The organism is Actinomadura vinacea (assembly GCF_039532545.1).
Classification (GTDB): Bacteria; Actinomycetota; Actinomycetes; order Streptosporangiales; family Streptosporangiaceae; genus Spirillospora; species Spirillospora vinacea.
In genome coordinates, this window is record NZ_BAAARW010000012.1 from 966,893 (window position 1) to 979,983 (window position 13,091).

The following is a 13,091-nucleotide window of genomic DNA, read 5'->3' on the forward strand; positions in this document are numbered from 1 at the left end:
CGAATTAAGGGAAGTCCCTTAGGGGTGGTTCCGCGAACGGCAGAGGAATGACCCGGAAATGACGCGGGGGCCCGGCGGCCGGTCAGGCGGCGGCGTTGCGGGCGGCGACCAGGCCCGGAAGCCCGGCCAGGTCGTCCAGCACGAACGTGCACCGCGCCAGGGCCTCGTCCTCCCCCTGGATGACCCCCCAGGGGCCGCGCCGCAGGAACGCCGCCCGCATGCCGTACGCCAGCGCGGGACGCACGTCGTTGTCGACGCGGTCCCCCACGTAGAGGATCTCCGCGGCCGGCACGCCCGCCAGCCCGGCGCACCGCGCGAAGAACGCGGGATCGGGCTTCTGCAGGCCCCACACGTCGGAGATCCCGACCACGTCGGCCTCCAGGCCGAGGGAGGCGAACTGCTCGGCGGCCTCGACCGGCTGGTTGCCCGCGACCCCGACGAAGACCCCCTGGGCGCGCAGCGCGGCCAGGCACTCGCGCGCGTCGGGGTACAGGTCGGCCGGGCCGAAGCCGTTCGGCACCCCGGCCTCGGCCCGCCTCCGCTGCTCCTTCTCCAGGTCGAAGCCCGGCCGGAAGTGCTCCAGCAGGTCCATGTGGTTGCCGCCGGTGGCCAGCAGTGCGCCCAGCTTGGCGACGAAGGTGTGCCGCGGCACGCCCAGCCAGTCGGCCCACCGGCCGTAGATCTCGCACTCGTTGACCAGGGTCTCGCCGATGTCGAAGAAGACCGCCCGGATCACGGGGCGCCCACATCGACCGACTCGCCGGGCTTGAGGCGGCGGAACTCCTTGCCGAGCTCCTTGCCCGCGTTGGTCACGTGCGTCTCCATCACGGCCAGGCCGTTGTCGTTCAGCAGCCCGTCGTGCACGACGAACGCCCGCTCGGGCCGCACCTCGCGGGTGTAGAGGTACAGCTCCGGGACCTTCATCCAGGGCGCGTTGCCGGGCAGGCACAGGGTGCCGACGGGCTCCCCGGGGACGGTCAGCGCGTCGCCCGGATGGAACACCTCGCCGTCGACGAGGAACCCGGTGTTGGGGATCGGCGGGACGTCCGGGTGCAGGATCTCGTGGTCCTCGCCGTAGACGTGCACGTCGAAGCCCGCGACGGTGACCGCGTCGCCGTGCCCGACCTGGTGGACGCGGCCGCCGAGGTCGGCCAGGTTCGCCGCGACGGTGCGGGAGGTCCACACCTCCAGCGCCGGGTTCTCCGCCATCGCCTTGCGGAGCCGGTCTGGGTCGAAGTGGTCGAAGTGCTCGTGCGTGATCAGGACGGCGTCGGCGCCGTCGAGGGCGTCGCCCTCCGGGGTGAACGCCCCCGGGTCGATGACCAGGGTCCGGTCGTCCTTCTGGAGCCGCACGCAGGCATGTCCGAGCTTGGTCAGTCGCATGATCCGATCCTTTCACGCGGGGGCATTGACCGTGCCCCGGCCCATTGATAGAACACGTTCTACTTTGGTTCCGCCCGGCGCCCTGGGCCGGCCGCCCCGAACCGCCCCCACCCGGCCCGGGACGCGGCGGCGCGCGAGGAGGCGGCCATGCCCGTACCCGACCAACGCGATCCCGAGACCACCCTGCGGAGCCTGGCCGACTGGCTGGACGAGCGGCTGCCCGGCGCCCGCATCCCGTCCCTGGAGACCCCCTCCACCAGCGGATTCTCCAGCGAGACACTGATGTTCGACGCCGCCTGGCCCGAACCGCCCGGCGGCCCCGAGCGGCGCGAACCCTACGTGGCCCGCGTCGCCCCCGCCCGCTACCAGATCTTCCCGGAGCCGCGCTTCGAGGAGCAGTACCGCCTGATGCGGATCCTGGACGAGCGCACCGACATCCCCGTCCCGCCCATCCGCTGGTACGAGCCGTCGACCGCTCCCCTGGGAGCCCCGTTCTTCGTGATGGGACGGATCCAGGGCCGCGTCCCGACCGACATGCCCCCGTACCACATGGGCGGCTGGGTCACCGAGGTCCCGCCGGAGGAGCGCGCGGCGATGTGGTGGTCGGCCCTGGAGATCCTGGCCCGCGTCCACAGGCTCGACCCGGTCGCCCTGGACCTGGGCTTCCTCGACCAGCCCCAGTGGGGCGCCCCGGGGCTGGACCAGCGCCTCAACTACTACGAGTACTACCTGGAATGGGCGTACAACGGCCCGCAGGAGATCGCACAGAAGGCCCTTGAGTGGCTAAGGGCCAACCGCCCGGCCGAACCCGATCCGCCCGCCCTGCTTTGGGGCGACGCGCGCATCGGCAACGTCATCTTCCAGGACGGCGTGCTAGCCGCCGTGCTCGATTGGGAGAACGCCGTGCTGGGCGCGCCGGAGGAGGACCTGGCCTGGTTCATCCATCTGGACCGGCACCACTCCGAGGGAATCGGCGTGCCCCGCCTGCCCGGCTTCCCGCCTTACGCCGAGACCGTCGCCCGCTACGAGGAACTGCTCGGACGGCCCGTGCGCGACCTGGGCTACTACGAGGTGCTGTCCGGCTTCAAGTTCTCGGTGATCATGGCGCGGGTCGGGCAGGCGATGATCGACATCGGCTGGATCGAGCCCGACGACCCGTTCCCGCACGACAACAACTGCACCCGCCTGCTCGCCGCGATCCTCCAGGAGCTCCAGTGACGCTCTCGCCGCTCGACGACTACCCGATCCACCAGGCCCCCGAGGTGATGCGGCACGTCACCACCTCCGACCGCAACTTCTACGACCGGTACTACTTCAACGCGCACGGCTGCTCGGACGAGCTGATGCTGGTCATCGGGATCGGCCAGTACCCGAACCTCGGCGTGACCGACGCGTTCGCCCTCGTCCGGCGCGGACCGGCGCACAAGGTCGTGCGGGCCTCGCGGGAGCTGGGCGCGGACCGGATGGACACCTCGGTCGGGCCGTTCCGGGTCGAGGTCGTCGAGGGGCTGCGGCGGCTCCGGGTCGTCCTGGACGAGAACGGGCACGGCCTGTCGTTCGATCTGACCTGGGAGGGCACCGTCCCGGCCCAGCTGGAGCCGCCGCACTACCTGCGCTGGCAGGAGCGGGTCGTGTTCGACTCCCGGCGGCTGGCGCAGACCGGCCGCTGGACCGGGACGATCACCGTGGCCGGCGAGCGGATCGAGGTCACGCCGGACCGCTGGTGGGGCTCGCGGGACCGCTCCTGGGGCATCCGGCCGGTCGGCGAGCCGGAACCGCCCGGCATCCAGGCGAAGAACTCGGGGACCTTCTACTGGCTCTACACGCCGATGCAGTTCGAGGACCACTCGATCCTCTGCATCGTCCAGGAGGACGAGAAAGGGCGGCGCCTGCTGGAGGAGGCCGTGCGCGTCTGGCCGGACGAGGAACGCGAGACGGAGTACCTGGGCCGTCCTGAATACCGTCCCGTCTACAAGGACGGCACGCGCGAGGTCACCACGGCGACCATCGCGTTCAGCCCGCCAGGAGGACGGCCGTTCGCGGTACAGGCGACGCCCATCCTGCCCGTCCACATCATGGTCGGCACGGGTTACGGCCTGGAGCCCGACTGGAAGCACGGCATGTACCAGGGAGCCGACCTGAAGGTGCAGGGCGTCTCGTACGACACGCGCAAGGAGGAGGACGCCGCCCGCATGTGGGGCATGGTCGACGCCGTCGCGCGCTACGAGTACCTGGACGGCGCCGCCCCGGCCCTGCCGCCCGCCGGCGAGGGGGGCACCGGCTACGGGCTGTTCGAGTACTGGGCGCTGGGGCCGCATCCCTCGTTCAACGAGCAGCCATGATCATCGCGACGGCGGCGAGCCCGAACGCCACCGTGGTGAGGATCAGGAACGCGGCGATGACCGCGCAGGCCAAGCCGCGCGGCTGGTCGCGCCAGCCGCCGTAGTGGTCGCGCACCTGCCGGTCCAGCTCCTCCCGCGACGGCTCTTCCGGGGGCGTCACGTCGGGGGGCGGCACGCCGTCCAGTCTCCCAGAAAAACGTACAGGGCCGGGGCGCCGGTCCCTGGCGGGGATCGGCGCTCCGGCCCCAGTCTCCGGGACGCTCCTGGTCGAGCGGGAAGGATCAGGAACGTCCGTGCCCGGCAGGCCCGATAACGGGATCAGGTCAGTATCCGGTCAAGTCAGGCTTCGGGATGCTCCGTCCCCTCGGCGATGGTGAACGCCACGTCGCCCTGCGAGTCGACCTGGGCGTCCAGGGTCTTGTCATCGAGCAGTTGCGCGACCGTCTGCTCCAGGTAGACCCGAGCCCCCTCCGCCTCCACGACCTGGTCGCCGGCCTCCGGGGCAGGCGCGACCGAGAGCCGCAGGGCGTCGGACCCGTCGATTCCGGACTCGATGCGGATGCCGGTCTCCGGCGGCATCTCGGGATTTGCGGTCACGGTACGGATCACCTGGACGGCGCCGCTGGTCAGCGTGAGCACTATCGGCTCCTCATGTCTCGGTTTCATGCCAGGACAGGTCAGTCACCTGTTCGCCCCACCCTCCCCGACACATCACCAGGTAAACCTCCGGCCGGGGCAATCTCTGTGAACGCCGTGTAAATGAACAGGCCCGGCGCGTCACCGCACCGGGCCCGATCCCAGAACATTTCCCCAGCTCAGCGCCTCACGCGCCGGGTGCGAGCGCGCGCACCGCCTCGACCGGGGACAGCCCGCGGCACGGCACGATCGCCAGCACCGGGGTGGTGAGCCCGTTCTCGGCGTACTCGCGGACGCGGGCGCGGCAGGCCTCCGGCGAGCCGTGCACGATCAGGTCGTCGACGACCTCGTCCGGGATCACCTCCAGGGCCTTCTTGCGATCGCCCGCGGCCCACGCCTCGTTCATCGGGCGCAGCGCCTCGCCGCGTCCCAGCCACTCGTGGAAGGCGCGGTAGACGGGCACCGTCATGTAGGCGGCGATCATCCAGCGGCCGATCGAGCGGGCCTCCTCGGCGTCGTCGGTCGGGCAGACGAACAGCCGCGCGACCAGCTCGGGCTCGTCGCCCAGCGCGCCGCGCACCGTACGGACGTCCTCGGGCGCCAGCCAGTTGGTGATGGCGCCGTCGGCCTCGCGGGCCGCCAGCCGCAGCATGCCGGGCCGCAGCGCCGCCAGGACGATCCGCGGCGGCGTCTCGGGCGGCGCCTCCAGCTTGAAGCCCTTGACCGAGAAGGTCTCGAAGTCCTCCTTGACCTTCTCGCCCGCCAGCGCCTTGCGCAGGAACCGCAGCGTGTCGCGGGTGCGCTGGTACGGCTTCTCGAACGGGATCGCGTTCCAGCGCTCGACGATGGTGTCGGAGGAGGTGCCGATGCCCAGCACGAAGCGTCCGGGGGCCAGCCCGGCGAGGGTCGCGGCCTGCTGGGCCAGCAGGGCCGGGCCGCGCGTGTAGACCGGCACGATCGCCGGGCCGAGCCGCAGTTCCGGGGCCCACTGCGAGGCCAGCGCCAGCGGGGTGAAGCCGTCGGTGCCGTTGGTCTCAGCGGTCCAGGCGTCGGTGTAGCCGAGCCCGGGCATCTCCTGGACGATCTCGCGGTGCTCGGCCAGCGGGAGCCCGGCCTGCGGGATCGTCAGTCCCCAGCGGTTCATGGTCCTGCTCCTTTACGCGATCGAGGGCCGGATGATCGCGCCGCCGTCGACCACCATGGTCTGCCCGGTCATCCAGGACGCGGCGTCGCCGGCCAGGAACACCGCGGCGTTCGCGATGTCCTCGGGAGCACCCAGCCGGCCGAGCGGCAGGTGCTTGCTGATCTCCTCCTCGTTGTTCTCCCAGAGCGCGCGGGCGAGGGCGGTCTTGACCAGCCCGGGCGCGATGCAGTTGACCCGGACGGCCGGGGCCAGCTCCATGGCGAACTGGCGGGTGAGGTGGATGACCGCGGCCTTGGTGGCGTTGTAGTACCCGATCCCGTGCTCGGTGATCATGCCGCCGACGGAGGCGATGTTGATGATCGAGCCGCCGTGCCGGCTCATCGACGCCTTCCAGGCCAGCTGCGTCCACAGCACCACGGCGAACTGGTTGACCTGGACGGTCTTCTCGGCGGCGGCGGGCTCGATGTCGACCATCGGGCCGAAGTGCGGGCTGGTGCCGGCGTTGTTGACCAGGACGTCCACCGCGCCGAACTCGGCCACGGCGGCGTCCACGCAGGCCGCGGCGGCGTCGGCGTCGCCCACGTGCGCGGCCTTGGCCAGCACGCGGGCGGCCGGGTGGGCGGCCCGGATCTCCGCGGCGACCTCGTCGAGCGCGTCCTGCTTGCGCGAGGAGAGCACGACGTTGGCGCCCTCGGCGGCCAGCGCGACGGCCGTGGCCTTGCCGATGCCCCGGGAGGCCCCGGTGACGAGGGCGGTCTTTCCCTGCAGTCCAGTCCGCATGCGCACTCCTTGACGACGATGACCCCGGGCACGGGCCCGAATCACGCTCGGTCCGTCCCCAACTGTAGCGAAGTGACTGACGCGTCAGTTAGGAGACCCCGGCCACCGGCACCCTTGATTTGAACGTACGCTTGGTTGGTAAGCTGCGCGGGTGACCCTCGCGAAGGAACGGTGCCCCGCGGCCGAAGGCTGGTTCACGACCCGGGACGGCGTACGGCTGCTCGGCACCCGCTGCACCGCCTGCGGCACCCCCTACTTCCCCCGCAACGCCCTCGCCTGCCGCAACCCGGCCTGCTCCGGTCCCCGGGACGGCTCCGAACTGGAGGAGTACGCCTTCTCCAACCGCGGGCGCGTCTGGTCCTACGCCGACTCCCGCTACAAACCCCCTCCCCCGTACGTCTCGCCCGACCCGTACCGCCCCTACACGGTCGCGGCCGTCGAACTGGACCACGAGCGCATGGTCGTCCTCGGCCAGGTCGTCCCGGGCATCGGCGTCGACGACCTCGAGGTCGGCATGGAGGTCGAGCTGGCCGAAGGCGTCCTGTACGAGGACGACGAGGCCGAGTACACCGTCTGGATGTGGAGGCCCGCGCGATGACCGGCGACGTGGCGGTCCTCGGCGCGGGGATGCACCCGTGGGGCAAGTGGGGGCGGAGCTTCGTCGAGTACGGCCTGGTCGCCGCCCGCGCCGCGCTGGCGGACGCGGGGGTGGCCTGGCCCGAGATCCAGTACGTGGCGGGCGCCGACACCATCCGCAACGGGTATCCCGGGTTCATCGCCGGGGCGACGTTCGCGCAGGCCCTCGGCTGGTCTGGCGCCCGGATCTCCAGCAGCTACGCGGCGTGCGCGTCCGGGGCGCAGGCGATCGACGCCGCCCGCGCGCGGATCCTCGCGGGCCTGTGCGACGTGGCGCTGGTGGTCGGCGCGGACGCGGCGCCCAAGGGGTTCTTCAAGCCGGTCGGCGGCGACCGTCCCGACGACCCGGACTGGCTGCGGTTCCGGCTGCTCGGCGCGACCAACCCGATCTACTTCGCGCTGTACGCCCGGCGCCGGATGGCCGTGCACGGCGCGACGCTGGACGACTTCGCCGCCGTCAAGGTCAAGAACGCGCGGCACGGCCTGGCCAACCCCAACGCCCGCTACCGCAAGGAGGTGACCCTGGACGACGTGCGCGCGTCCGCCGTGGTCGCCGACCCGCTGCGGCTGCTGGACATCTGCGCGACGAGCGACGGCGGGGCGGCGCTGGTGCTGTCGTCGATGGAGTTCGCACGGTCCCGGGGCGCGCCCGACCCGGTGCGGATCGCGGGGCTGTCGACGGTCACGCCGACCTTCCCCAAGACCGTGCTCGACCTGCCGGACTTCGCGACCGACTCGGCGCTGGCCGTGCCCGCACCCGAGGTGCCGTTCCGGCAGGCCATCGCGCGCGCCGCGTACGAGGAGGCCGGGCTCGGCCCCGAGGAGCTGTCGCTCGCCGAGGTCTACGACCTGTCCACCGCCCTCGAACTCGACTGGTACGAGGACATCGGGCTGTGCGAGCCGGGCGGCGCGGAGAAGCTGCTGCGCTCCGGCGACACCGCCCTGGGCGGGCGCGTGCCGGTGAACGCCTCGGGCGGGCTGGCCTCGTTCGGGGAGGCGATCCCGGCCCAGGCGATCGCGCAGGTGTGCGAGCTGACCTGGCAGCTGCGCGGCCGGGCCGAGGGGCGGCAGGTGGCGAACGCCCGGGCGGGCATCGCGGTGAACCAGGGCCTGTTCGGCCACGGTTCGGCGATCATCACCGTCCGTCAGCGTCCTTGGCGACCTTGAGCGCCCACCCGATCAGCGGCGCCTGCAGCGGCAGGCGGCCGAACACGACCGCGCGCCACGGCTGGGGGCCGTGCCGCCAGTCGTAGGCCATCTTGACGTTGGCGGGGAAGACCGCGGCGAACAGCGCCGCGGTGGCGAAGGCTCCGGCGCGGCGCGTCTTCGGCACGGCGATCGCGGCGGCGCACGCCAGCTCGGCGACCCCGCTCGCATACGTCCACGTGCGCTGATCGCCGGGCAGCCGCGACGGGACGATGTCGTCGTAGACCCGGGGCACGATGAAGTGGGTGGCCCCGGCCGTCGCCAGGAGGCCCGCCAGCACGTGGGCAGGACGCGTTGAGGGAGACGTCGAGGAAGGCATGGACGAACGCTCTCACAGAGTCAGGGCAGGCGGCGCACTTTCTCGATCAAGCCGGGCATCTCCTCGTTGCCGCCCTGGACATAGCCGGACAGCAGCCGGAGCTGCGCGTCCGAGAACCCGTCCAGCCGGTCGGCGAACGCCCGCGCCACCGGGTCGAAGTACCGCTCGAACCGCGCCGCGGTCTCCGGCACCAGCTCCACGATCACCCGCCGCCGGTCGTCGGGATCGCGGGTCCGCTTGACGTACCCCGCCCGCTCCAGCCGGTCGATGACGGCGGTGATCGCGCCACCGGTGGTGATGCCCATGAGCGCCGCCAGCCGTCCCGGCGTCTGCGGACCGTCCAGCGACAGGGCATTGAGGCACTGCGCGTCGGTCACGTTCAGCCCCGCCTTGCCCGCGGCGGTCTGGTTCAACAGCATCGTGTAGAGCGTGCTCCGCTGCATCGCCTCCCGCAGCTCCGCCATGACCCGCTCGCGTTCCGGGCTCGACACGCTTTTACCTCGATCTCCACGTTTCCGAGGGAGCCCAGGGCCTGTCTCGAGGTGGCCGGGACTTGGGAACACAGCTTAGTGCCCACCGAACACCCGCTCCCTCCCAAACCCCGCGAAAGATCAACATTCGCCGGGCGCTCGCGGCCGGAGGCGGCGGCGCTACCGCTCGACGGACCGCTGGGCCGTTTCCTTGGCCCACCGGTAGTCGGCCTTGCCCGCCGGGCTGCGTTTCATCTCCTTCACGAACGCGTACGTGCGCGGGACCTTGTAGCCGGAGAGGTTCTTGCGGCAATGGGCGTCGAGGTCCTGGGGCGCCGGGGGCTCGCCCTGCGGCTGGACGACGGCCGCGACGCGGGAACCGAAACGCTCGTCGGGGATGCCCGTCACGACCGCGTCGAACACCGCCGGATGCCCCTTCAGGACGGCCTCGACCTCCTCCGGGAAGACCTTCTCGCCGCCGGTGTTGATGGCCTGCGAGCCGCGGCCGTACACCGCGATGCTGCCGTCCTCCTCGACCGTGGCGATGTCGCCGGTGAGCAGCCAGCGCCGGCCGTCCACCTCGGGGAACGTGCGCGCGGTCTTCTCCGGGTCGTTGTAGTAGCCGCGGGCGATGAAACCGGTGCGGGCCACCTGGCCGATGACGCCCGAGCCCGGCTTGACCGGCTGGAGCGCGTCGTCCAGGACGGTGACGTCGGCCACGTCGGGCGCGAACCGCAGGCCCTTCTCCGGCGTCGACCCGGCCACGGCCTCGGCGGTCGAGCCCGACTCGGTCGACCCGAAGCGGTCCATGATCATGATGTTCGGCAGCACCACCGCCAGCCGCTCCCGGACCGACCCGCTCAGGATCGCGCCGGTCGAGACGAAGGCGAGCAGCGACGACAGGTCGTAGGGCGAACGCTCCAGCTCCTCGACCATCGGGATCGCCATCGCGTCACCGGTGATCGTGAGCGAGTTGACCTTCTCCCGTTCGATCGTGCGCCACACCTCGGCGGCCTCGAACCTGCGGACGTACACCACGGTCGCGCCCATCCACCAGGCGATGAACGTCGCCACCTGCGCCGCGCCATGCATCAGCGGAGCCACCGGCATCATCACCATCGGCCCCGCGTTCCGGGCCATCTCCACCACGTCCTCGGGGACGCCGGGGCGCGGCAGGCTCGGGTTCCAGAACGCGAACAGCAGCTCCTTCATGCCCCACATCACGCCCTTGGGCATGCCGGTCGTGCCGCCCGTGTAGATGATGTAGGTGTCGTCGGCGGAGCGCGGACCGAAGCCCCGCGTCGCCGGCCGGGCCGCCAGGGCCTCCTCGTAGGGGACGGCGCCGGGCACCGAGGACGCGCCGCCGACCGCGATGAGGTGCCGCAGGCTCTCCACCTGCGGGACGGTCGCCGCGACCCGCTCGTCGAACTCCACGTCGTACAGCAGCGCCACGCTGTCGGAGTCCTGGTAGACGTAGCGCAGCTCGCTCTCCACGTACCGGTAGTTGACGTTGACCGGCACGGCCCTGATCTTCAACGCGGCGACCAGCGCGACCGCGTACTCGATGCCGTTGTAGAGCTGGACGGCGACATGCTGGCCGGGCTTCACCCCGGCGGACTCGAGATGGTGCGCGAGCCGGTTGGCCTGCGCATCCAGCTCGGCGTAGGTGAGCCGCCTGGCGCCGCAGACGAGCGCGACGCGGTCCCCGATCGCGTCGGCGACTCCCTCGAACAGATCGGCGTAGTTGAACTCCATCGGACGTCCTCCGGAGATCGAGGGGGAGGGGCTTAGGGCTTCTCTGAGCCGACGATCCACATCGCGAAGAACTGGGCGCCGCCGCCGTAGGCGTGGCCGAGGGCGCGGCGCGCGCCGTCCACCTGGTACTCCCCGGCCTGCCCGCGCACCTGGAGGGCCGCCTCGGCGAACCGGATCATCCCGGACGCGCCGATCGGGTTGGACGACAGCACGCCGCCCGAGGGGTTCCACGGGATGTCCCCGTCCAGCGCGGTCGCCCCCGCCTCGGTCAGCTTCCAGCCCTCGCCCTCGCCGCAGAACCCGAGGTTCTCCAGCCACATCGGCTCGTACCAGGAGAACGGCACGTACACCTCGGCGCAGTCCAGCTCGCGGCGCGGATCGGCGATCCCGGCCTGCCGGTACACGTCGGCGGCGCAGTCCTTGCCGCCCTGCGGGTTCACGGTGTCGCGGCCGGCGAAGAAGATCGGCTCCGAGCGCATCGCGGTGCCGTGCACCCAGGCGGGCCTGTTCGGGGCCTTGCGCGCCGCGTCCTCGGACGCCAGCACCATCGCGCAGGCGCCGTCGGACGACGGGCAGGTCTCCAGGTAGCGGATCGGCTCCCACAGCATCGGCGTCGACTCGACCATCTCGCGGGAGATGCCGGGGATCTTCAAGTGGGCGTTGGGGTTCTTCAGGGCGTTCTGCCGGTCCTTGACCGCGACCAGCGTCCCGACGTGGTCGGGCGCGCCGGAACGCCGCATGTACGCGCGGATGTGCGGGGCGAAGTAGCCGCCCGCCCCGACGACCAGGGACGTCGAGAACGGCGTGTTCACGGTCAGCGCCCACGTCGCGTTCGACTCCGACTGCTTCTCCCAGGCCACGGTCAGCACCCGGTCGTGCACACCGCCCTGGATCAGGCTCGCCGCGACGATCGCGGTCGACCCGCCGACCGACCCGGCCGTGTGCACCCGCATGATCGGCTTGCCGGTGGCGCCCAGCGCGTCGGCCAGGTACGCCTCGGGCATCATCACGCCCTCGAACAGGTCGGGCGCCTTGCCGATCACGACGGCGTCGATGTCGGTCCAGGTCAGCCCGGCGTCGTCCAGCGCCTTGACGGCCGCCTCGCGCAACAGCCCGGCCATCGACACATCAAGCCGCTTGGTCTTGTAGGCGGTCTGGCCCACGCCGACAATGGCGCACGGGTTACCCATGGCGAGCCTCCAGGTTAAAGAGGCGGTCTGCCCCCGAGCCCACTGATTTGGCTACGATCGCGCACGGGTTACCCATGGTCTTCTCCGGAAAGAACGCAGACGAGGTTCTGCTGCAGGCACGGACCGGCGGTGGCGTGGCCGAGCGTCCGGGCGGCCGAGCCGTCGTGGATCCGGGCCGCGGCCTCGCCGATCCTGATCAGCCCGGCCGCCATCACCGGGTTGGCCGACAGCGGGCCGCCGGACGGGTTGACCGTGACCTCGTCGCCCAGGCCGAGCGCCTCCCGCAGGATCAGCTCCTCGTGCGTGAACTGCGCGTGCAGTTCGGCCACCTCGATCCCGGCCGCGCCCGCTTTCTCGCCCGCGATCCGGGTCGCCTCGGACCGGCTCAGGTCCCGCACGCCCGGTGAGTGCGCCTCGCTGCGATGGTCGATGCCGCGGATCCACGCGGGCCGCTCGCACAGCTCGCGCGCCCGGTCACCGGTGGCCAGCACGACCGCGGCGGCCCCGTCGGTGATCGGCGCGATGTCGTACGGCCGCAGCGGCGCCACGTCGTAGCCCTCGTCGCCGGACGGGTCCGGCAGGTGCAGCGCGAACGGGTTCTCCCGGCCGGCCCGGCGCGAGCGCGTCGCGACGGCGCGCAGATCGTCCTCCTTGGCTCCCGACCGCTCCAGGTGGGCGCGGGCCTGCAACGCGGCCAGCGACACCTGGTCGATCCCGAGCGGCGCCAGATGGTACGGATCGAGCTGCTGCGTCATGATCTCGCGCAGCGTCCCCTGCGAGGACTTCCCGAACCCGTACACCAGGGCCGTGTCGACCTCCCCGTGCCGGAGCTTCACCCACGCCTCGTACAGCGCCCAGGCCGCGTCCATCTCCACGTGGCTCTCGGAGATCGGCGGCCAGGCCCCGACCGCGTCCAGCGCCGACACGAACGAGAACGGCGCCCCGACCAGGTAGTCGTTGGAGCCCGAGCAGGTGAACCCGAACCGGTTCAGCCCGGTCCGCTGCTTGATCTCGGTGATGACGGGCGCGAGGATCTCCACCTCCGCCAGCCCGGAGTCCTCGGCGGCGTGCGCGCTCTGCGCGAACGCGACGACCGCGATCTCAGCGTTCATTACCCCCACCCTCCCTTACTTTCTGCTAGCATTTGCTCACACTCTGCGAAAACCAAGCTGGGTGAGATTACGCGCAAGAACCTCGGCCGAAGGGCGGGCGGAGAGGTAAACGCCTGTG

Annotated in this window: 15 protein-coding genes; 4 read left to right on the forward strand and 11 right to left on the reverse strand. The window is 71.6% G+C overall.

Translation table 11 applies throughout. The features are described 5' to 3' along the window. Positions 1-82: 82 nt before the first annotated feature. Positions 83-736: an HAD family hydrolase gene (locus ABD340_RS19755; protein ID WP_344590499.1), complete on the reverse strand. Its 654-nt coding sequence runs from the start codon at positions 734-736 to the stop codon at positions 83-85. Further along, positions 733-1,383 (reverse strand): MBL fold metallo-hydrolase, encoded by a 651-nt coding sequence (locus ABD340_RS19760; RefSeq protein ID WP_344590501.1) that lies wholly within the window; start codon positions 1,381-1,383, stop codon positions 733-735. Before ABD340_RS19760 ends, ABD340_RS19755 begins: the two co-directional genes overlap by 4 nt. Before the next feature lie 147 nt (positions 1,384-1,530). On the opposite strand from ABD340_RS19760, the gene ABD340_RS19765 reads away from it, so the two are divergent. After that, complete coding sequence (locus ABD340_RS19765) at positions 1,531-2,601, forward strand: phosphotransferase family protein (RefSeq protein WP_344590503.1); 1,071 nt, start codon at positions 1,531-1,533, stop codon at positions 2,599-2,601. Next, a complete protein-coding gene (locus ABD340_RS19770; RefSeq protein ID WP_344590504.1) occupies positions 2,598-3,725 on the forward strand; it encodes an Rv3169 family protein in 1,128 nt (375 codons plus the stop codon). The genes ABD340_RS19765 and ABD340_RS19770 overlap by 4 nt, the downstream gene beginning before the upstream one ends. On the opposite strand, the gene ABD340_RS19775 is transcribed toward ABD340_RS19770, so the two are convergent. The 4 genes from ABD340_RS19775 to ABD340_RS19790 form a co-directional block, all read right to left on the reverse strand. After that, entirely contained in the window at positions 3,709-3,900 is a 192-nt protein-coding gene (locus ABD340_RS19775; protein ID WP_344590505.1) for a hypothetical protein, read from the reverse strand. The two genes, ABD340_RS19770 and ABD340_RS19775, sit on opposite strands and share 17 nt — an antisense overlap. A gap of 164 nt (positions 3,901-4,064) precedes the next feature. Next, complete coding sequence (locus tag ABD340_RS19780) at positions 4,065-4,364, reverse strand: Fe-S cluster assembly protein HesB (RefSeq protein ID WP_344590507.1); 300 nt, start codon at positions 4,362-4,364, stop codon at positions 4,065-4,067. A 184-nt stretch (positions 4,365-4,548) separates the two neighbouring features. After that, a complete protein-coding gene (locus tag ABD340_RS19785) occupies positions 4,549-5,505 on the reverse strand; it encodes an LLM class F420-dependent oxidoreductase (RefSeq protein WP_344590509.1) in 957 nt (318 codons plus the stop codon). A 12-nt stretch (positions 5,506-5,517) separates the two neighbouring features. Next, positions 5,518-6,285, reverse strand: coding sequence for an SDR family oxidoreductase (locus ABD340_RS19790; RefSeq protein ID WP_344590511.1), 768 nt, complete (start codon positions 6,283-6,285; stop codon positions 5,518-5,520). A gap of 151 nt (positions 6,286-6,436) precedes the next feature. Between ABD340_RS19790 and ABD340_RS19795 the strand changes: the two genes are divergently transcribed. Further along, entirely contained in the window at positions 6,437-6,883 is a 447-nt protein-coding gene (locus tag ABD340_RS19795; RefSeq protein WP_344590513.1) for a Zn-ribbon domain-containing OB-fold protein, read from the forward strand. Then, positions 6,880-8,088 (forward strand): lipid-transfer protein, encoded by a 1,209-nt coding sequence (locus tag ABD340_RS19800; RefSeq protein WP_344590514.1) that lies wholly within the window; start codon positions 6,880-6,882, stop codon positions 8,086-8,088. The genes ABD340_RS19795 and ABD340_RS19800 overlap by 4 nt, the downstream gene beginning before the upstream one ends. On the opposite strand, the gene ABD340_RS19805 is transcribed toward ABD340_RS19800, so the two are convergent. The 5 genes from ABD340_RS19805 to ABD340_RS19825 all read right to left on the reverse strand — a co-directional run bounded on the left by ABD340_RS19805 (position 8,057) and on the right by ABD340_RS19825 (position 12,973). Beyond that, the gene (locus ABD340_RS19805; RefSeq protein WP_344590516.1) at positions 8,057-8,407 is read right to left on the reverse strand and encodes a DoxX family protein; all 351 of its coding nucleotides are present in this window, start codon (positions 8,405-8,407) and stop codon (positions 8,057-8,059) included. The genes ABD340_RS19800 and ABD340_RS19805 overlap by 32 nt on opposite strands. A gap of 59 nt (positions 8,408-8,466) precedes the next feature. Further along, positions 8,467-8,937 carry a MarR family winged helix-turn-helix transcriptional regulator gene (locus ABD340_RS19810; protein WP_344590517.1) on the reverse strand — a complete coding sequence of 157 codons (471 nt, stop codon included), beginning with the start codon at positions 8,935-8,937 and terminating at the stop codon, positions 8,467-8,469. Positions 8,938-9,096: 159 nt separating this feature from the next. After that, positions 9,097-10,671 (reverse strand): acyl-CoA synthetase, encoded by a 1,575-nt coding sequence (locus ABD340_RS19815; RefSeq protein ID WP_344590519.1) that lies wholly within the window; start codon positions 10,669-10,671, stop codon positions 9,097-9,099. A gap of 32 nt (positions 10,672-10,703) precedes the next feature. Further along, a complete protein-coding gene (locus ABD340_RS19820; RefSeq protein ID WP_344590521.1) occupies positions 10,704-11,861 on the reverse strand; it encodes a thiolase domain-containing protein in 1,158 nt (385 codons plus the stop codon). A 68-nt stretch (positions 11,862-11,929) separates the two neighbouring features. After that, positions 11,930-12,973 carry a thiolase domain-containing protein gene (locus ABD340_RS19825; protein ID WP_344590522.1) on the reverse strand — a complete coding sequence of 348 codons (1,044 nt, stop codon included), beginning with the start codon at positions 12,971-12,973 and terminating at the stop codon, positions 11,930-11,932. Positions 12,974-13,091 lie beyond the last annotated feature (118 nt).

Coding starts and splice junctions, on each gene's coding strand:
- ABD340_RS19815 (WP_344590519.1), bottom strand. CDS start 10,671: ATGGAGTTCAACTACGCCGATCTGTTCGAGGGAGTCGCCGACGCGATC.
- ABD340_RS19800 (WP_344590514.1), top strand. CDS start 6,880: ATGACCGGCGACGTGGCGGTCCTCGGCGCGGGGATGCACCCGTGGGGC.
- ABD340_RS19785 (WP_344590509.1), bottom strand. CDS start 5,505: ATGAACCGCTGGGGACTGACGATCCCGCAGGCCGGGCTCCCGCTGGCC.
- ABD340_RS19820 (WP_344590521.1), bottom strand. CDS start 11,861: ATGGGTAACCCGTGCGCCATTGTCGGCGTGGGCCAGACCGCCTACAAG.
- ABD340_RS19765 (WP_344590503.1), top strand. CDS start 1,531: ATGCCCGTACCCGACCAACGCGATCCCGAGACCACCCTGCGGAGCCTG.
- ABD340_RS19760 (WP_344590501.1), bottom strand. CDS start 1,383: ATGCGACTGACCAAGCTCGGACATGCCTGCGTGCGGCTCCAGAAGGAC.
- ABD340_RS19790 (WP_344590511.1), bottom strand. CDS start 6,285: ATGCGGACTGGACTGCAGGGAAAGACCGCCCTCGTCACCGGGGCCTCC.
- ABD340_RS19825 (WP_344590522.1), bottom strand. CDS start 12,973: ATGAACGCTGAGATCGCGGTCGTCGCGTTCGCGCAGAGCGCGCACGCC.